Source organism: Sphingomonas sp. ERG5, assembly GCF_000803065.1.
Taxonomy (GTDB): Bacteria; Pseudomonadota; Alphaproteobacteria; order Sphingomonadales; family Sphingomonadaceae; genus Sphingomonas.
Genome location: NZ_JSXI01000029.1, coordinates 121,696 through 142,359, shown reverse-complemented (window position 1 = coordinate 142,359; position 20,664 = coordinate 121,696). Strand labels below are relative to the sequence as shown.

Below are 20,664 nucleotides of genomic sequence, written 5' to 3'. Positions count from 1 at the left end.
ATGTTGGATTTTCGAGAGAAAAATCCGGTTTTGCTTCAGTGATTTAACATGTTCCTATGCTGTTATTGAATAACAGCATAGGAACAGCATGATAACAGCATTGAAAACAGCGCGGTTCGGATGGAACAGCAGCAGGGGTTTCGAGCTGGCCGTCTGCCGATTTTCGCCTGTTCGACCTGTTATGGCGCGAGGATTTTTCCACACCTGTTATGTTGGAAATCACGGTCGAATTTTCGGTTGTTTATCAAGCCGATGATACCGTTCCACCTGTTATCGCATAACAGGTGGAAAAACAGGTGATAACAGGTGACGGAACAGGTCCCCTTCCGGGCGAAACGGGACGCCACGCGGTTTGGATGTCTTGACCTGTGAAAGAGCGGAGACGCGGCCGGTGAGAGTCGCGTTCGCGCGGGGTGATGGCATGGCTTGGTGTGACGTTGAATCTCTTGCCGGCCTTGGAGGCCGGGACGCCAATATGACGTGAGCCGAACAACCACAGGGTGGCCGACAAATGAAATCGGACCTCCGTTTTGGATTTTCGACGCAAGATGCAGACGCCGTGAATGCCCGACTGGAGTTTGATCCAGCTGCGCTGAAGCGCGGGCCAGCGATCCCGCGCGACCGCCGCTTCGTACAGTGACGCGAGGACCGTGTCATAGTCAGACGTCACAAAGCCCCTTGCCGTCATGAACTTAGCGCACTGGCTGGTTCGCACGAGCCAGCGGCCAAAGGACGTCATTACCTAATTGGGTGGGGAGTGAAGCACCAGCCTATCCTATCTCGCTCTAGAAGTTGTCGGTTCGGCGATGTCGTATTTAGCCAATCCCGGTGAGGCATTATCGGATAGGTGCACAAATTGAAGACAGGGTTGGGCGGGCCATGAGTCCCTGACACCATCCCTATTCAACTGATCAACGAGAGGGCACTCACATGGCGCGCGCACCGTATTCTTCGGGCCAACTTGGTATGGCCGCATTGGCGCCATCTTCGGGAGCGGCGCGGCGCCGTAATTTGCGGTCGCAGGCGAGTCGATTGACCTTGCGTTCCACCATTGCCGCAGCGACCGTTGCGGGATTCAGCCTTCTCGCGCCGGGCCAGGCCTGGGCACAGTGCGTCGTCGGCGGTGTCACCGTGACCTGCGCCGATACATCGACCACCGACACGACGTTTCCGGCCAGCCCGCCGAACGATCGTCACTATACGGGTCCAATCGCGACGCCGATCACCATCAATGTGAATGGCGGCGCGACGATCAGCGGAAACGGCCTTGCGGTGACCAACAGCAGCACCGGTGGCGTTACCATAAACAATAACGGAACGATCAGCGTCGATGCCGGCAACACGCCGACCGCAGGCGGTACGGCGGCATTGTCGGCCAGTACGGCTGGCGGCCCGCTCGTCTATAATGGCGGGAGCATCATCAACAACGGCAACGGCAATGCCTTCGATGCCACTCAGACGGGCGGCGTCGGTTCGATCAGCATCACGGCGGGCACGATCTTTGCCGCATCGGGCGAAGGCATCGTCGTGCGCGACGTGGCCGGCAGCACCGGCATCGACGTCACGACCAACGGCACCGTCACCGCGCTGACGGGTGGCAAGGACGGCATCGACGCGCAAAGCCAATCGTTGACCGGCAACGTGACGATCATCGCCAATGGCGACATCAATGCAGGCAATGCCGGCATCGTCGGGGCGATCTTCCCAGGCCTGGGAACCGGCAATATCAACGTGACCGCAAATGGCGCGATCAACGCGCGGTTCGGCGTCGACGCCGAGAATTTCGGCACCGGCTCGACCAGTGTGACCACCGTCGGTCCGGTCAATGTGACGACCGGCAACGGCATCTTCGCGCTGTCGACTGGCGGCAACGTCACGGTAACCGCCGGCGATGTCACCGCGACCGGCAACACGGCGATCGTTGCGCAGCAGACTTCAGCCGCAGGCGCAGGCACAGTCGACGTGACCGCTGGAAATGTCTCGGGCACCACCGGCATCCTGGCGCTCAACAATGGCACGGGCGCGATCGGCATCACCGCCAACGGCACGGTCACCGGCACGTTCGCCGAGGGCATCAAGGCGACCGGCAATGGCGCGGTGACCGTGGCGGTTGCCAACACCGTGACCGGTGCAACGCGCGGCCTGAGCCTGATCGGCGGCACTGGCGGCGCGGGCAACATCTCAGTGACGGGCGCCGGCGGGTTCGTCGGCGGCACCGGCGACGCGGCCAACATCCTGAACAATGGCTCGGGCACCGTCACGGTCGACATCGCGGGCGCGAGCAGTTCGGCCGGCGGCGAAGGCATCGTGGTGCGCGACACCGCGATCGGCAACAGCATCAGCGTCACCACCGGTGCAGTGACCGCATTGACCGCAGGCAAGGACGGCATCGACGTTCAGACGCAGTCAGCGGGGGCCAACGTGACGATCGTGGCCAATGGCGACATCAACGCGGGCAATGCCGGCATTGTCGGCGCGATCCTCGCGGTAGGGCCGTCCGGCAGTGTCGATGTGACCGCGAATGGCGCGATCAACGCGCGGTTCGGCGTCGACGCCGAGAATTTTGGCGGGGGCAATACGACGGTGACGACCGTGGGTCCGGTCAACGCAACGACCGGCAACGGCATCTTCGCCTTGACCACTGGCGGCAACGTCACGGTCAATGCGGGCGATGTCACCTCGACCGGCAACACGGCGATCGTCGCGCTGCAAACCTCGGCCGCCGGTGCGGGCAATATCGCTGTGACCGCAGGCAATGTCTCCGGCACGACGGGCATCGTCGCGACCAATTCCGGCACCGGCACGGTTGGCGTCACCACCAATGGCACGGTCAACGGCACGTCCGGGGATGGCATCGCCGCCACCGGCAACAATGCGGTAAGCGTCAGCATCGCCGATACCGTGACTGGCGCGGTCCGTGGCCTGACTTTGGTCGGAGGCACTGGCGGCGCGGGCAACATCTCAGTGACGGGCGCCGGCGGCTTTGTGGGCGGCACCGGCGACGCGGCGAACATCCTGAACAATGGCTCGGGCACCGTCACGGTCAACATCTCGGGCGCGAGCAGTTCGACCGGCGGCGAAGGCATCGTGGTGCGCGACACCGCGATCGGCAACAGCATCAGCGTCACCACCGGTGCAGTGACCGCATTGACCGCAGGCAAGGACGGCATCGACGTTCAGACGCAGTCAGCGGGGGCCAACGTGACGATCGTGGCCAATGGCGACATCAACGCGGGCAATGCCGGCATTGTCGGCGCGATCCTCGCGGTAGGGCCGTCCGGCAGTGTCGATGTGACCGCGAATGGCGCGATCAACGCGCGGTTCGGCGTCGATGCCGAGAATTTTGGCGGGGGCTCGACCAGTGTGACCACCGTCGGTCCGGTCAATGTGACGACCGGCAATGGCATCTTCGCGCTGACCACCGGGGGCAATGTCACGGTAACCGCCGGCGATGTCACCTCGACCGGCAACACCGCCATCGTCGCGCAGCAGAATTCAGCCGCAGGCGCAGGCGCCATCAATATAACCGCAGGCAATGTGTCAGGCACGACGGGTATTCTGGCACTCAACAATGGCACAGGCGCGATCGGCATCACCACCAACGGCACGGTCACCGGCACGTTTGCCGAGGGCATCAAGGCGACCGGCAATGGTGCGGTGACCGTGGCGGTTGCCGATACCGTGACCGGTGCGACACGCGGCCTGAGCCTGATCGGTGGCACCGGCGGTTCGGGCAACATCTCGGTAACCGGCGCGGGCGGCTTTGTTGGCGGCACCGGCGATGCGGCCAACATCCAGAACAACGGGTCAGGCACCGTCACGGTCGACATCTCCGGCGCGAGCAGTTCGGCGGGCGGCGAAGGCATCGTGGTGCGCGACACCGCAGCGGGCGGTAACATCAGCGTCACCACCGGTGCGGTGACCGCCCTGGCCGGCGGCAAGGATGGCATCGACGTCCAGGCTCAGTCGCTGACCGGCAATGTCACGATCGTCGCGAATGGCGACATCAATGCGGGCAATGCCGGCATCGTCGGCGCGATCTTCCCGGCCGCGGCGACCGGCAATATCGACATAACCGCGAACGGCGCGATCAATGCACGATTCGGCATTGACGCCGAGAACTTCGGCACCGGCTCGACCAGTGTGACCACCGTCGGTCCGGTCAATGTGACGACAGGCAACGGCATCTTCGCGCTGTCGACCGGAGGGGCCGTCACGGTGACCGCCGGCGATGTCACCGCGACCGGCAACACGGCGATCGTTGCGCAGCAGACTTCAGCCGCAGGCGCAGGCACAGTCGACGTGACCGCTGGAAATGTCTCGGGCACCACCGGCATCCTGGCGCTCAACAATGGCACGGGCGCGATCGGCATCACCGCCAACGGCACGGTCACCGGCACGTTCGCCGAGGGCATCAAGGCGACTGGCAATGGTGCGGTAACCGTGGCGGTTGCCGATACCGTGACCGGTGCGACACGCGGCCTGAGCCTGATCGGCGGTACCGGCGGCGCAGGCAACATCTCGGTGACGGGTGCCGGCGGCTTTGTTGGCGGCACCGGCGACGCGGCCAACATCCAGAACAACGGCTCGGGCACCGTCACGATCGACATCTCAGGTGCGAGCAGTTCGGCGAGTGGCGAAGGCATCGTGGTGCGCGATACGGCGGCGGGCGGCGACATCAGCGTCACCACTGGCGCGGTGACCGCCCTGGCCGGCGGCAAGGACGGCATCGACGTCCAGGCTCAGTCGTTGACCGGCAATGTGACGATCATCGCCAATGGCGACATCAATGCGGGCAATGCCGGCATCGTCGGCGCGATCTTCCCGGGCCTGGGAACCGGTAATATCGATTTGACCGCGAATGGTGCGATCAATGCGCGGTTCGGCGTCGACGCCGAGAATTTCGGCACGGGCTCGACCAGTGTGACCACCGTCGGTCCGGTCAATGTGACGACCGGCAACGGTATCTTCGCGCTGTCGACTGGCGGCAACGTCACGGTAACCGCCGGCGATGTCACCGCGACCGGCAACACGGCGATCGTTGCGCAGCAGACTTCAGCCGCAGGCGCAGGCACAGTCGACGTGACCGCTGGAAATGTCTCGGGCACCACCGGCATCCTGGCGCTCAACAATGGCACGGGCGCGATCGGCATCACCGCCAACGGCACGGTCACCGGCACGTTCGCCGAGGGCATCAAGGCGACCGGCAATGGCGCGGTGACCGTGGCGGTTGCCAACACCGTGACCGGTGCAACGCGCGGCCTGAGCCTGATCGGCGGCACTGGCGGCGCGGGCAACATCTCAGTGACGGGCGCCGGCGGGTTCGTCGGCGGCACCGGCGACGCGGCCAACATCCTGAACAACGGCTCGGGCACCGTCACGGTCGACATCTCCGGCGCGAGCAGTTCGGCGGGTGGCGAAGGCATCGTGGTGCGCGACACCGCAGCGGGCGGTAACATCAGCGTCACCACCGGCGCAGTGACAGCCCTGGCCGGCGGCAAGGACGGCATCGACGTTCAGTCTCTGTCGTTGGCCGGCAATGTCACGATCGTCGCCAATGGCGACATTAATGCCGGCAATGCCGGCATCGTCGGCGCGATCTTCCCGGCCGCGGCGACCGGCAATATCGACGTGACCGCGAACGGTGCGATCAATGCGCGGTTCGGCGTCGACGCCGAGAATTTCGGCACGGGCTCGACCAGTGTGACCACCGTCGGTCCGGTCAACGTGACGACCGGCAACGGCATCTTCGCGCTGACCACCGGCGGCAACGTTACGGTGACTGCGGGCGACGTCACCTCGACCGGCAACACGGCGATCGTCGCGCAACAAACCAGCGCGGGCGGTGCGGGTAATGTCGACGTCACCGGCGGAAATATCTCCGGCACGACGGGCATCGTCGCGCTGAACCTCGGTACAGGCGCGGTCGGCGTGACAACCAACGGCACGGTCACCGGCACGGCAGCCGAGGGCATCAAGGCGACCGGCAATGGCGCGGTGACCGTGGCGGTTGCCGATACCGTGACCGGCGCGACCAGCGGCCTGGCCCTAATCGGCGGCACTGGCGGCGCGGGCAATATCTCTGTGACGGGCACCGGCGGGTTCTTCGGCGGCACCGGCGACGGCGCCAACATCCTCAACAACGGCGCCGGGACGACCACGGTCAACATTTCGGGCGCAAGTGGCTCGACCGGCGGGAACGGCATCATCGTTCGCAATACGGCGATCGGTGGCGACATCAGCGTCACCACGGGCGCAGTGACTGCGCTCGCCAACGGTAAAAACGGCATCGACATCCAGACCCAATCGCTGACCGCCGATGTGACGGTGGTCGCCAATGGCAACGTCCAGGCGGGCAATGCCGGCATCGTCGCCGCGATCTTCCCGGCCGCGGCGACCGGCAATATCGATGTGACCGCGAACGGCGCGATCAATGCGCGGTTCGGCGTTGACGCCGAGAATTTCGGCACGGGCTCGACCAGTGTGACCACCGTCGGTCCGGTCAACGTAACCACCGGCAACGGCATCTTCGCGCTGACCACCGGCGGCAACGTCCTGGTCACGACAGGCGATGTCACCTCGACCGGCAACACCGCCATCATCGCTCAGCAAGTTCTGGCCGGCGGTGCGGGCAATGTATCGGTGACGACCAGCGGGACGGTATCCGGCACGAATGGCATCATCGCCCAGACCAACGGAACCGGCAATGTGACGGTCGCGGCTGGCGGCAACGTCAACGCCAGCGCGGGCGCCGGCATCTCCGCTTTCAATAATGACGCAGCCGCGAGTGCCGGCACGATCGACATCTCCGTCGCGGCGGGCAAGACCGTAACCGCGACTGGCGGCAGCGGCATCCTGACCAACAGCGGCCTGTCGGGCGGCCTTACCACGGTCCGCATCGATGGCGGGGTTATCGGCACAAACGGCATCGAGACGGTGTCGCCGGCAGGCGCGATCAAGGTCATAGGCGCCGGTTCGGTCACGGGCTCGACCGGCATCGGCATCTCGGCGATGACCAATTCGGGTAACATCGATCTGCTCGGCACGGGATCCGTCAGCGGCGCGGTCGATGGGATCAACGCCTTCTCCACCGCAGGGAACATCAACATCGCGGGGACCGGCGCGGTCAACGGCACCAGCGGCTTCGGCATCGTTGCCCGATCCATGGCGGGCAATGTCTCCATCACGCCGGCCGGACCAGTCACCAGCACCGGTGGCGAGGCCATTCGCGGCGTCGTGAGCGGCGCCTCGACGCTGACCATCACCACGGCCGGTACGGTGACCAGCAATGGTCTCGGCATCCAGGGTCAGGTCCAGAATGGCGTCGGCACCATCACCACTAATGGCGACGTCTTCGCCGACACTGCCGGCATCGTTGCCAACGCGGTCGGCACCGGCAGCGTGACGGTCAACGTCAACAAGAACATCACCGCGACGAACGGCACCGGCGTCCTCGCGCTGGCGCAGGGTGCCGGCGGCGGCGGAACGATCAACGTCAACCAGGCGGCTGGATCGTTGATCACCGCGACAAACGGCTATGGCATCCGCACCAGCAGCCTCTCCACCGGCGCAACCACGATCGTCGTCGCGGGTGAGATCAAGGCGACCGGCGCCGGCAATGCCGGCGTGCGGGCGACCTCGACCACGGGCGACATCACGCTCGTCGTAACCGCGAGCGGCAAGATCGATCCGGACATCGGTTCCGATATGGCAACGGTGGACGGCGCGCTGACGGTCAACAATTCCGGCCTGATCAGCGGAACGGTCACGGGCGTGCAGATGGTCGCGACTGGCACCGGCACAGGCACGATCAACAATGCCGGCACAATCACCGGCGGCACCAACGCGGTCCTCGCCCAGCTCAACAACGGGCCGTTCACGCTGGTCAACAACGGGACTCTGAACGGTGCGGTCAACGTGGCGGGGTCGAACGTCGCGACCTCGCTCTGGACCAATGGGGCAGGCTCGATCGCGAACCTGACGGGCGCATCGAGCTTCTCGGGCAACCTCTCCAACGCCGGCACGACAAACATCGCCGCCGGTGGCAGCCTGAACATCCTCGGCAACGCGCTGAACGCGGGCCGGATCAACTTCCCCGGCGCCGGTTCGTTCACGACCGTCGGGACGCTGACCAACACGGGCATCATCAACGCGCAGAACAACCTGACGACCAATGTCGTCACCGTGGGCGGCAATTATGTCGGCGGTGGCCAGTTCTTCGCCGACTACAGCACCGTGACCGCCACCGCGGATCGCCTCAACATCGTCGGCACCGGATCGGGCAATACCAACGTCACGATGAACCTGGTCGGCACGCGCAGCTTCGTGCCGGGCGGCTTCCTGCCGGTGGTCGTGGTCAATGGGGGTGCGCCGGCGAGCGCCTTTACGTCGAACACGCCCTTCGCCACGACCGGCTTCGTCCTCGACACGTTCGGGCAGAAGCCCGGCTCCAACACCCAGTTCGGCCTGATCCAGACGATCAACCCGATGGCCGGAACGCTGGGCAATCTGAGCTTCATCGCCGAGGCCGCCTCCGATACGCTCAACGACCCGATCAGCCCGTTCGTGACCTCGCGGACCGACGATCCGGCCGGAAAGCTGCGCTTCAGCCTGTGGATGCGCGGGGGCACCGGCCACACCACCCAGGTGATCGATTCACGCCTGTCGGGCGGCGGGGTGCTGTACACCTCGACCGGCCGTTTCCGCGCCGAGCATCAGGTCATGGAGATCGGCGGCGACTTCAGTGTCAGGCTCGGCAAGGACTGGGCGCTCAACATGGGCGCGCTGGGCGGCTGGTATGACGCGCAGGTCCCGCTCGCCGGAAACCAGCGGCAGAAGGTCGAGGCGTCGTTCGCCGGCGCTTATGCGGTGATCAGCAACGACGCGCTGACGGTCGAGGGCGCGATCCGCAAGGAATGGCGCGACTATCGGCTCGGCATGCCGACATTGTTCGGCACGGCGGGACTGCGCAAGCTGGATGGCGACGCCACCGCATATTCGGTCCGTGCATCCTATCGTGTCGGCGGCAAGACCGGCTTCGCGGCCACGCCGTTCGCCAGCTACAATTATGCGACCAGCAGCATCGATCCGCTGCAGATCGACGCGCTGAGCACCTGGACCCCGGGGAGCGACCGGACCAAGGTCGGTCAGGCAGGTTTGCGCCTGTCCTATCGTACCGGCGACGCGGCGCGCGTCACGGTCGAGCCGTTCATCAGTGCGGCGCGGCTGGAGAATTGGTCGCGCACGGACAGTTCGACTTTCGCCTTTGGTTCGCCAGTGACCACCTTCTCGCTCGACTCGACGACATGGAAGAATGCGATGCGTTACTCTGCGGGCATCCTGGCCAATGCGGCGAACGGCAAGGTTTCGGGCTTCGTGGTCGGCAACGTCAATGACGACTCAAGGCTGCGCAGCTTCTCGATCAGTGCCGGCCTGCGGTTCAACTTCTAACGGATTCCCGCCGCGCTGATGCCAGGCATCGGCGCGGCGGAAACTCTGTCTGCGGGAAAGAGTGCCGGCAGGCAGGATCGCGGTTGCGTGACCTGCGCTAGCGGGCGCCCTCCTTCAACCGCTGCTCCATCATCGGTGCCAGCCGGTCGGCGATGCGCGCGACGCCAGTAACGTTGGGGTGGATGCCGTCAGCCTGCATCAGGCCGCGGTTGCCGATCACGCCGTCGAGGATGAAGGGGTAGAGCGTCGCGCCATAGTGTTTCGCCAGATCGGGGTAGATGCGGTCGAACGCCGCGACATAGTCGGGGCCCAGATTGGGTGGCGCGCGCATGCCGGTGAGGATCACGGCGATTTTCCGGTCCCGCAATTCCTCCAGCATCGCGGTGAGATTGGCGCGGGTTTCGGCCGGAGGAATCTGACGCAGGACGTCATTGCCGCCAAGGCCAAGCAGGACCAGGTCGGGCTTGCGCTTCAGATTGTCGAGCGCAAAGCCCAGGCGCTGGCGCCCCGCCGCGCTGGTGTCCCCGGACACGCCGGCATTGACGATCATCGCGTTCAGACCCTGGGCGCGGAGCCGGGCCTGAATCGCGTCGGGCAAGCTCTGGCCGCGCGCCAGACCGTAACCGGCATACAGGCTGTCGCCGAACGCCAGCACGAGGCGTTCCGGGCCGGCGACCGGCTTTATGACCGGGGGTGCGGGCGTTTCGGGGGTCGCGGCAACGGTCGGGTTGGGTGCCGGTGTCGGCTGCGCGCCGCAACTAACCAGCAGCATCGCTTGGAGAAGCAGCAGTCCCGCCCCATATCCGCGTCGTCCGATCATCTTTCCCACCTTCATCATCAACCGCCCAGCCAGGTTTCCCTGACATGCCGACCATTACCCCCGACGATATGGTGATCGCCGCGCGCGGAGTCACGCTGACACTGGGGGCGACAGCCGCGCCGACGGTGATCCTGCGCGGCATCGACCTGGACGTGGCGCGCGGCAGCAGCGTCGCACTGCTCGGGCCGTCGGGGTCGGGCAAATCGTCGCTCATGGCGATCCTGTCCGGGCTGGAGCGGGCAAGCGCGGGAAGCGTCGCGGTGGCCGGACTGGAATTCGGCACGTTGGACGAGGATGCGTTGGCGCGGGCGCGACGCGGGCGGATCGGCATCGTGCTGCAGGCTTTTCATTTGCTGCCGACGATGACCGCGCGCGAGAATGTCGCGGTGCCGATGGAGCTGGCCGGCATGACCGACGCCTTTGCCCGCGCCGATGCCGAGCTGGCCGCGGTCGGGTTGGGGCATCGGCTCGATCATTATCCGGCGCAATTGTCGGGCGGTGAGCAGCAGCGCGTGGCGATTGCCCGTGCGCTGGGGCCGCGCCCCGATTTGGTGTTCGCCGATGAGCCGACCGGCAATCTCGACCTGGCGACGGGCGCGGCGGTGATGGATTTGCTGTTCGAGCGCCAGGCGGCGGCGGGGGTGACTCTGGTGGTGATCACGCATGACGCGACGCTAGCGGCGCGCTGCGACCGGATCGTCGAGCTGGCCGATGGACGGATCGTCGCGGACCGGATGCGATGAACGAGTGGCGGACGGCGTGGCGGCTGGCGCGGCGCGAGATCGACTTGAAGTTTCGCGGGCTGCGGCTGTTGCTGGCTTGCCTGTTCCTCGGCGTGGGCGCGCTGGCGGCGATCGGCAGCCTGACCCAGGCGATCGACCGCGAGCTGGCGGCGCGCGGCGGGGTGATCCTGGGCGGCGATGTGGAATTTGCCATTTCGCAGCGCGGCGCCGACCCGAATGAGCGCGCGGCGATGGCAGCAATCGGCGCCGTGTCCGAAACCGCGCGGATGCAGGCGACGGCGGTCGGCGGGAGCACCGCCGCGCCGCTGATCGTGCCGGTCGAATTGAAGGCGGTCGATGCGCATTATCCGCTCTATGGGCAATTGGTGCTGCAAGGCGGGCGCGTGGTCGGGGCGCCGGGGGCGGCCCAGGTGTGGATCGCACCGGCGCTGGCCGATCGGCTCGGCGCGAAGGTCGGCGACCAGTTCAAGCTCGGGTCTGCGCGCTTCACGGTCGGCGGGATCATCGCCGACGAGCCCGATCGGCTGGGCGAGGGATTCACGCTGGGGCCGGTCGCGATCGTGTCGCAGCAGGGCATGGCGCGCGCGGGGCTGATCCAGCCGGGCAGCATGTATGAGAGCAAATACCGCGTGAAGATGCGCGACGGCGCGCAGGCGCCGGCGGCAGTGGCGGCATTCAAGGCGCGCTTTCCGGCGGGCGGCTGGGAGGCCAAGACGCGCGACCGCGCCGCTCCGGGCGCTGCGCGCTTCGTCGAGCGGATGGGGCAATTCCTGATGCTGGTGGCGCTGTCGGCATTAGTCATTGCCGGGATCGGCGTCGGTAATGGCGTGTCCTCCTATCTTGCCGCGCGGCGCGGGAGCATTGCCGCACTGAAAGTGCTGGGCGCGACATCGGGGATGATCGCGCGCATCTATGTGCTGCAGATCGGGGTGGTGGCGGGGATCGGCATCCTTGCCGGGCTGGTGGTCGGTGTTGGCGCGGTGCCGCTGATCGTGGCGCTGGCGGGCAACGTGTTGCCGGTCGCGCCGAGTTTCTCGGTCGAGTGGCTGCCACTGGTGCTGGCGGCGACATATGGCTTGCTGATTGCGCTCGCCTTTACCGCGCCGCCTTTGGTCGCGGCGGGGAGCGTGCCGGCGGCGGGCTTGTTGCGCGGCGTGTTCGATGAGCGCCGTGCGCCGTTGCGCCGGACCTTGCCCTGGATGGCGAGTGCGGGCGCGGCGATCGTCGCGCTGGCATTGTGGTCGGCGGAGCAACCCTGGCTGACCGCCGGGTTCCTGGGCGCGATGGTTGGGGTACTGCTGGTGCTGGCCGGATTCGGCTGGGCGGTGCGCCGGGGCGCGGCGGCGATGCCGCGGGCGCGGCGGCCGTTACTCCGGCTGGCCATCGCCGCATTGCATCGGCCGGGCGCGCGGACCGGCGCCCTGGTCGTCGCGCTTGGGCTGGGGCTGACCTTGTTCGTGCTGCTGGCGGCGATCCGCACCAGCATCGACGCCAATATCGCGCAGACCGTGCCGAAGCGCGCCCCTGCCCTGTTCGCGCTGGACGTGCCGCGCGACCGCGAAGCCGAGTTCCGCCGTGTCGTCACCGGCGTCGAACCGCGCGCGACCATCGCCACCGTGCCGGCGCTGCGCGGGACGATCACCGGCTATGGCGCGACGCGGGTCGCCGACCTCAAGACCATTCCCGACGGCGCCTGGGCGCTGCGTGGCGAGCGCGGGCTGACTTATGCGGCGACCTTGCCCGAGGGCAGCATATTGACCGCCGGGCGTTGGTGGCCGGCGCAATATGCCGGCCCGCCTTTGGTGTCGGTCGACGAGCGGCTGGCGCAGGCGCTCGCCCTGAAGATCGGCGATCCGATCAGCTACAGCTTGCTCGGGGTCGAACGCAGCGCGCGGATCGCGTCGTTCCGGCGGATCAACTGGGACACGCTCGGCTTCAATTATGTCATGGTGTTTTCGCCCAATGCGATTGCCGATGCGCCGCATAATCTCGCCGCGACGATCGACTTGCCGCCGGGGCGGGAAAGCGCGGTAATGCGTGCGCTGCTGAGCCCCATCCCGTCGGTGTCGGTGATCGAGGTCGGCGCGGTGCTGGGCCAGGTGCGCGACCTGGTGACGCAAATGGCGGCGGCGATCACCGCGGCGACGTCGGTCGCGGTACTGGCTGGAATCGCGGTATTGATCGGCGCGATCGCCGCCGCGCGCGAAGTGCGGACCTATGACAGCGTCATCCTGCGCACTCTCGGCGCGACGCGGTGGCAGGTGCTGGCGAGCCAGGCGATCGAATATGCCTTTCTCGGTGCGGCGCTGGCAGTGCTGGCGGTGATTCTCGGGCTGGGCGGCGCGTGGTATGTGGTGGTCGAATTGTTCGAGTTCGACTGGCTGCCTGATTATGGCGCGGTCGCCGTGACGCTTGTTGCCGGGGTGGCGAGCGTGATGGTGCTGGGCCTGGCCGGTGCCTGGCCGATCCTCGGGGTGCGGCCGGCGCGGGCATTGCGACAGCTTTAGAAAGTCCGGGAGGTTACCCCTCCCCGTTCGTGCTCAGGGCGAACGGAGAGAGGAAGTTCTGTTTATTGCCTAACGTAGCAGAAACCCGAGCTCGCCCAGCACGTCGCGCAGGACATGCCGGCCAGCCATCGACCAGGGCCCGCGCGTGCGTTCGCTCGCCTGGTCGCTCCAGTCGCGCTCGGCCAGGCCCTGTTCGCGCTGGAAGGTGCGCAGCCGCTCGTCATAATGCCGCGCGGCCTCGACCTGCGTATCGGTCCAGGCATATTGCTCGTGAAACAGCACTGACGCCTGGGGCAGGCGTGGCTTGACCGATGCCGGGCGCGCCGGGTCGGGCCTGCCGACAACCAGCCCGAACAAAGGGAAGACACGCGGCGGCAGGTTGAGCTCGGCGGCGACCTCGGCCGGCCTGTTGCGGATGCCGCCGATATAGACCGAGCCAAGCCCGAGCGATTCAAGCGCGACCACTGCGTTCTGCGCGGCGAGCGACGCGTCGACCGCGCCAAGTATGAAGCTTTCGGTATAGTCGAGCGCCTCGGGCCGTGTACCCAGCGCTTCGCCGATTTGAGTCAGGCGGTCGAAATCGATCAGCCAGACCAGCAGCAGCGGCGCCTCGACGATATGCCTCTGGTTGCCGGCAAGCGCCGCCAGCCGCGCCTTGCGCGCGGGATCCTGCACCGCGACGACACTCCACACTTGCAGGTTGGACGAGGACGCGGCGGATTGTGCGGCGGCGACCAGCGTCTCGATCGTGCCGGGGTCGAGCGGATCGGGCAGATAGGCGCGGACCGAGCGGTGATCGAACAAGCCGCGCAATATCGCATTGTCGGTCACCGGCACCGGTGCGTCGTCATAACGGTAGCGGGCGCGGACGGCGGTGTGGGACTCGCTCATGCGTGCTGCGTCGCAAGCTCTGGCGTGCGTTGCGTCGCGCGCGCGGTCAGCCCGTTCACCGGCCGCTCGAGTCCGAGATTTTCGCGCAGGGTGCGGCCTTCATAATCTTCGCGGAACAGGCCGCGCCGCTGCAGGATCGGCACGACCTGATCGACGAAGTCGGTCAGGCCAGTGGGCAGGATCGGCGGCATGATGTTGAAGCCGTCGGCCGCTTCACCCTCGAACCAGGATTGAATCACATCAGCGATCTGTTCGGGCGTGCCGACGCTGGTCAGGTGTCCACGCGCAGTCGACACCTGGCGGTAGAGCTGGCGCAGGGTCGGCCGTTCGCGCTCGACCAGGTCGGACACCAGCTTCAGGCGGCTCTTGCTGCCATTGGTGTCGCTCGGCAGCGGCGGTGCGATATCGTCGAGCGAATAGCCCGACAGATCGAACCCCTGATAATGCCGCCGCAAGATGCCCCAGGCGATCGCCGGGTGGACCAGCGACTGGAGTTGCTCGTAATTGGCCTCGGCCTCGGTTTCGGTCCCGCCGAGCACCGGAAAGATTCCGGGCATGACGAGCAGATCGTCCGCGCGGCGGCCATAGCGCGGCAAGCGCGCCTTGACGTCGCGGTAAAAGTCCTGCGCATCAGCGAGGATCAGATTGGCGGTGAAGATCACTTCGGCGGTGCGCGCGGCGAGCTCGCGGCCCGGCTCCGACGCGCCGGCCTGCACGATTACTGGATAGCCCTGCGGCGGACGACCGATATTGAGCGGCCCGCGCACCTGGAAATGTTCGCCTTCATGGCCAAGGACATGGAATTTGTCGGTATCGAGGAACACGCCCGCATCGCGGTCACGCACGAACGCATCATCCTCGTAACTGTCCCATAACCCCTTCACGACATCGATATATTCCTCGGCGCGTTCATAGCGGCGCGAATGTTCGAGATGCGCGGGCTGGCTGAAATTGGCCGACACGTCGGCGCCAGTGGTCACGACGTTCCACGCCGCGCGCCCGCCCGAGATCCAGTCGAGCGAGGCGAATTTGCGCGCCGTGGTGTACGGGTCCTCATAAGTGGTGGTCGAGGTGGCGACGAAACCGATCCGCTCGGTCACTTGCGACAATGCCGACCAGAGCGTGACCGGCTCGAAATGCGCCGCCTTGGCGTTCTGGCGGAAAGTCGCTTCGTCAGTGAAATCGGCATAGCCACCGGGACTGTCGGCGACGAACACCAGGTCGAACTTGCCACGTTCGGCGGTCTGCACGATCTGTTTGTAATGGTCGAGATTGTGGCCGGCATCGGCCTGAGTCGCGGGATGCAGCCAGGCCGAGACATGATGGCCGGTCGCCTGGAGAAACGCACCGAGGCGTAGTTTGCGGTTGGGCTTGCGATCGGTCTGGCTCATGCGGTGATCCTTGCTCTGTCGGAAGGGGAGGCAGCGTAGGGGGAGGCGCCGGATTCGGTCTCGACGCCGAGCAGGCCGAGCAGCTGGTGCTGGAGCGCGGCGAAACGCTCACGCCGGGCGGGGCCGGCGGGCGGCAGCGCGACCCGGATATCGGCGACGATGCGGCCCTGGTCGAGCACCACCACGCGGTCGGCGAGCTCGATCGCTTCATCGACATCATGGGTGACGAGCAGCACGGCGGGATTGTGCGTTGCGGACAGACGCCGCAGCAGGACATGCATGCGGATGCGAGTCAGCGCGTCGAGCGCACCAAAGGGCTCGTCCGCGAGCAGCAGTTCGGGTCGGCGCACCAGCGAGCGGGCGAGCGCGACACGCTGTTGTTCACCGCCCGACAGTTCATAGGGCCAGGAGCGTTCGCGCCCGTCCAGTTCGACTTCGGCCAGCGCCTCGAGCCCGCGTTGCCGCGCATCGGGGCCGTCGAGCCCGAGGACGACATTGTCGAGCACACGCTTCCACGGCAGCAGTCGCGCGTCCTGGAACACCACCGACAGCCGGTCGGGCACGATCAGGTCGCCCGACCCTTCCGCTTCGTGATCGAGATCAGCGAGTGCGCGCAGCAGGGTGCTCTTGCCTGAACCGCTGCGGCCAAGCAGCGCGACGAATTCGCCCGCGCCAATATCGAGGTCGATGCCATCGAGTACGCCCTTTCGGGTGAAGCGGCGGACCAGGTCGCGGATGCGGACGACGCTCATGCGCCAAGCGTCCGGCGCCACACCAGCGCGCGCCGCTGGACCACGCGCACCACGGCGTCCGAGCCAAGCCCAAGCACGGCATAGATCACCAGGCCGACCAGCATCACATCGGTCTGGGCATAATTGCGCGCGAGCGTGATCATGTAACCGATGCCGCTGGTCGCATTGAGCTGCTCGACCACCACCAGCGCGAGCCAGGCCGCCGTCACACCAAAGCGCAAGCCAAGCAGCATGCCGGGCAGTGCGCCGGGCAGCACGACATGGCGGATAAAGGCGAAGCGTCCGAGCCCCAATGTCTCGGCCAGCTCGACCTGCTTGATGTCGATTGCGCGCAGGGCGCTGTGCGTGTGGATATAGATTGGCGCGAATACGGTGACGGCGATGACCGTGACCTTCATGGCCTCGCCCACGCCGAACCACAGGATCATGAACGGGATCAGCGCGAGCACCGGGATGCCGCGCTTCAGCTGCACCAGCCCATCGATGACATAGCCGCCGAGCAGGCTCAGCCCCGAGATCAGCGCAAGCAGCACGCCAGCGAGGGTGCCGAACGCCAGCCCTTGCGCGGCGCGCCAGGCGGAGACGGCGAGATTCTCCTGCAGCCGCCCATCGCGGATCAGCTCGATCCCGGCGGTAACCGCGGTCCAGGGTGCGGGCAGGATGCGCGTGTCGAGAAAACCGGTGAGCGAGAAGACCGACCAATAGACCAGGAGCAGCGCCGGCCCGAGCACCCAGCCCCAGGCGAGCGGGGTATCGAGCCCGAGCCGGCGCGTACCGCGCCGGACGGGTGCCTCGGTCGCGATATTGGGCAACAGCACTTCGGCAATAGCCGGGAAGGTCGCGATGTTTGGGAAGGGCGCGTTCATGACAGCTCCTTTCAATGGTCGGCGGCCAGGCCCGTAGCGAAGCCATTGGCGGCAATCTCTTCGAAGCGCCGGTCGAACAGGGTGGCGGCATCGATGCGTGGCTTGTTCATTTCCGGGGCAAGCAGGTCGATCGCGGCCTGCTGATAGGCGACCGGCTGATCCCAGCCCCGCGCCACGTCGATGTCGCCGAGCGCGGCGAGGATCAGCTTCGCATCGGCGGGGGGCAGGCCCTGATGTTCGACATAATAGCCCCGGGCGAGTTCGTCGCGGTGGGTCTGCTGCCAGGCCTGGGCGCGGCCCCACCAATGCACGAACTGCTTGAGCGCCGCGGCCTTGGCCGGGTCGTGCAGCACCTCGGCGGGGACATAGGCGAGCACCGCATCGTCGCGGAATTCGGGATGGGGAATGATCCTGGCGCCGTCCTTGCCGAACTTGCGCAGATAGCGTTCGGCGACGATGCCGCTGCCGATCGGCGCGACGTCGACGAGATTGCTGGCGAGCGCGCTGGTATAGACATCGCCGCCGATGCTCGACGGCAGTTCGACCAGCTTCACGTCGTTTTTGGTCAGGCCGAGCGCCTTCAGCGTCAGCAGCACGATCTGGCTCTGCACCTGGCTCGGACTGAACGCGATGCGCTTGCCGCGCAGGTCGGCGAGCGTCCTGATCCCGGCTTTGGGTGCGATGGCAAGCACAAAGGCGGGATGCTTCAGCGGGTCGAGGCGCTGGCGAAAGGCGACGATCCGGACCGGCAGCCCAACCCAGGTGGCATGGATCGGCGGCACATTGGCGCCAAGCCCGACATCGAGCGCCTTGGCGTGAAATGCCTCGGTTACGTCAGGACCACCAGTGATCTGCGCCCATTTCACCGTGAAGGGCAGCTTCTTGTCCCAGCCCAGATGCTCGAACACCCATTGCGTCACCGGGTCGCCGACCACCAGGACGGTGCCCCCGGGCACCGTGTCGGGCAGCGCCGCCGTCTCCGCCAGATCGCCGCTCGCGTCGCGCGGCGGTTGGCGGTTGGGCGCGAAAGCGAAGAGCAGGCCGATACTGACCACGACGAACGCGGCCAGGCCGATAAAGCCCCAGGGCCGCCTCGCCGTCGTCGCGCGCGGCATCAGCCGAGTACGTTGAACAGCTCGCCTTCCAGCGGCTGCGAGACAAAGCCATCGGGTCCGCGCGTCAGGTCGCCGGCAACGGTGATGCGCCGGACCGCGCGGGGCAGATCGAAGTTGGAATAATCGATCGGCCCGGCATGGGCGACCGCCTGATTGTCCCACACCACCAGCGATTTGGGCCGCCAGTGGAAGCGCACCTGATATTCCGGCCGGGTTGCTTCGTAGAACAGCAAATCGAGCAGCGCCTTGCTCTCCGGCTCCTTCAATCCGACGATATGGCTGATCGTACCGGGATTGAGGAACAGCAGTTTCTCGCCGGTTTCGGGATGGATGCGCACCAAAGGATGGAGCGACACGAACGGCCCGGTCGAGCGGCCGTCGCGACGCGGCTTGCTGCCGGCGGAATCATAGCCGCTGGTGCGGTGGACCGCTTGCAACCCGTCGATCAGCGAGCGGATCGGGGCGGACAGGCCCTCATAGGCGGCGATGAGATTGGCGAACAATGTGTCGCCGCCATAAGGCGGGATCTCCACGCCGTGCAGGATCGAATAGCGGTTGGGGTTGGCGACGAACGTGATGTCGATATGCCAACCTTTATAGTCACGTGGCGGCTCGCGCCCCGGCGGGGCGGCATCGTTGCGCGCGCGACGGGTGCGATATTCCTCGACGCTCCGTTCCCATATCTCGGGATGATCCTCCAGTCCCTCGGCGATCGGATGCGCCGGGGTCAACGGCCCGAAGGCGCGGCCGAACGCCTTGAGCTGATCATTGCCGATCTGCTGGTCGCGAAAGAACACCACACGCCAGTCATGCAGCGCTTTCTGGATGTCGGCGGCAGTCTCGGGATCGATCGGCTGGCGCAGGTCGACGCCTGAAATCTCCGCGCCGATTACGGGCGTAACCGGGTCGACGGTGATGCGGCTGTAGCTGAACCGGTCGGCGGGATCGGGGCGAATGGCGGTGGCGATGTTCATGGCGGTTCCTTTCGGAAAAAAGCGGGGGTCGAAACCAGCGGATCAGGCGGGAACGGGCTCGGGCGGCACGAGCCTGAGGCTCTCGGCCGGGTAACGCGCACCAGCGGTGGCGCCGCGCGGGAAGGCAGCCTCGAGCGCGGCGAGCGCATCGGCATCGAGCGTCAGGTCGTTCGCCGCCCAGTTCGTTTCGAGATGTGCAATGTGGCGCGTGCCCGGGATCGGCACGACGCCGCGCGACAACACCCAGGCGAGGCTGACTTGCGCGGGGGTGGCGCCGATTTGCGTGGCGACGCGGTTGATCACGTCACGCCGGCGGCTGTTGGCGGCGATCGCATCGGGCTGGAAACGCGGATGCAGGTGACGGCGATCCTCGGGATCGGTCACTTCTGCCCCGGCAAGAAAGCCCCGGCCAAGCGGGCTATAGGCGACGAAGCCGATGCCCAGCTCACGCACCGTGGGCAGGATCTCCACCTCCACATCGCGCGTCCATAACGAGTATTCGCTTTGCAGCGCGGTGAGCGGATAGGTGGCGTGCCCGCGGCGGATGCCGTCCGCGCTTGCCTCCGACACGCCGACGCCCCCGATCTTGCCTTCATCGACCAGGCGACCGAGTTCGCCGATCGATTCCTCGATCGCGATATCGGGGTCGACGCGGTGGAGATAATAGAGATCGATGTGATCGACGCCGAGGCGCTTCAGGCTGGCCTCGACCGCGTCGCGTGGCCGCACCGGCTCGACCGCCGCGCCACCGCCATTGGGGCGGTGGACGAATTTGCTGGCGATGAGCAATTCATCGCGCCGCACCGCGATCGCCTGGCCGAGCAATGCCTCATTATGGCCATCGCCATAGCCGGTCGCGGTATCGAAAAAGGTGACGCCCAGATCGATCGCGCGGCGGATGGTGCGGATCGAGGCTGCATCATCGGCCTGCCCATAGCTGTGCGACAATCCCATCGCGCCGAACCCCTGGCGGCTGACCTCGAAACTTCCGATTTGCGGCATGGCTTACTCCCTCGCTGCGGCGACCCGCCGCACGTCCGAACCCATTCAGGGTGCGCCCATCGGCGCGGTCGGCGAACGTAGAAAATCTTTCACGATCGACAGAATCCATACTGATCTTATAGGAATTAAAGATCAAGCGTGGGCAGGGTGACG

11 protein-coding genes are annotated in these 20,664 nt (G+C 66.3%); 3 read left to right on the top strand and 8 right to left on the bottom strand.

Annotated features, from left to right (window positions below; translation table 11 throughout):
- Positions 1-1,032: 1,032 nt before the first annotated feature.
- On the top strand, positions 1,033-9,450 hold the full coding sequence (locus tag OO12_RS12340; protein WP_052215812.1) for a hypothetical protein: 8,418 nt from the start codon (positions 1,033-1,035) through the stop codon (positions 9,448-9,450).
- 97 nt (positions 9,451-9,547) lie between these two features.
- Here OO12_RS12340 and OO12_RS12335 read toward each other — a convergent pair whose 3' ends face one another.
- On the bottom strand, positions 9,548-10,270 hold the full coding sequence (locus OO12_RS12335) for an arylesterase (protein ID WP_152616393.1): 723 nt from the start codon (positions 10,268-10,270) through the stop codon (positions 9,548-9,550).
- Between the two features lie 44 nt (positions 10,271-10,314).
- Between OO12_RS12335 and OO12_RS12330 the strand changes: the two genes are divergently transcribed.
- Together OO12_RS12330 and OO12_RS12325 are read left to right on the top strand one after the other, a co-directional pair.
- Positions 10,315-11,013, top strand: a complete 699-nt coding sequence (locus OO12_RS12330; protein WP_034158972.1) for an ABC transporter ATP-binding protein — start codon at positions 10,315-10,317, stop codon at positions 11,011-11,013.
- Positions 11,010-13,520, top strand: coding sequence for an ABC transporter permease (locus OO12_RS12325; protein WP_034158971.1), 2,511 nt, complete (start codon positions 11,010-11,012; stop codon positions 13,518-13,520). The genes OO12_RS12330 and OO12_RS12325 overlap by 4 nt, the downstream gene beginning before the upstream one ends.
- Positions 13,521-13,589: 69 nt before the next feature.
- Here the strand turns inward: OO12_RS12325 and OO12_RS12320 are convergent, their stop codons facing one another.
- From OO12_RS12320 to OO12_RS12290, 7 genes are read right to left on the bottom strand one after another with little or no spacing between them, the layout of a single operon-like run.
- The gene (locus OO12_RS12320) at positions 13,590-14,411 is read right to left on the bottom strand and encodes an NADPH-dependent oxidoreductase (protein ID WP_034158970.1); all 822 of its coding nucleotides are present in this window, start codon (positions 14,409-14,411) and stop codon (positions 13,590-13,592) included.
- Positions 14,408-15,802, bottom strand: a complete 1,395-nt coding sequence (locus tag OO12_RS12315; protein ID WP_034158969.1) for an LLM class flavin-dependent oxidoreductase — start codon at positions 15,800-15,802, stop codon at positions 14,408-14,410. Before OO12_RS12315 ends, OO12_RS12320 begins: the two co-directional genes overlap by 4 nt.
- Positions 15,799-16,554: an ABC transporter ATP-binding protein gene (locus OO12_RS12310; RefSeq protein WP_052215811.1), complete on the bottom strand. Its 756-nt coding sequence runs from the start codon at positions 16,552-16,554 to the stop codon at positions 15,799-15,801. Before OO12_RS12310 ends, OO12_RS12315 begins: the two co-directional genes overlap by 4 nt.
- Positions 16,551-17,420, bottom strand: coding sequence for an ABC transporter permease (locus OO12_RS12305; RefSeq protein ID WP_034158967.1), 870 nt, complete (start codon positions 17,418-17,420; stop codon positions 16,551-16,553). Before OO12_RS12305 ends, OO12_RS12310 begins: the two co-directional genes overlap by 4 nt.
- Positions 17,421-17,431: 11 nt before the next feature.
- Entirely contained in the window at positions 17,432-18,535 is a 1,104-nt protein-coding gene (locus OO12_RS12300; RefSeq protein WP_034158966.1) for an ABC transporter substrate-binding protein, read from the bottom strand.
- Complete coding sequence (locus tag OO12_RS12295; protein WP_052215810.1) at positions 18,535-19,509, bottom strand: TauD/TfdA dioxygenase family protein; 975 nt, start codon at positions 19,507-19,509, stop codon at positions 18,535-18,537. Before OO12_RS12295 ends, OO12_RS12300 begins: the two co-directional genes overlap by 1 nt.
- 42 nt (positions 19,510-19,551) lie before the next feature.
- Complete coding sequence (locus OO12_RS12290; RefSeq protein WP_034158965.1) at positions 19,552-20,511, bottom strand: aldo/keto reductase; 960 nt, start codon at positions 20,509-20,511, stop codon at positions 19,552-19,554.
- Positions 20,512-20,664 lie beyond the last annotated feature (153 nt).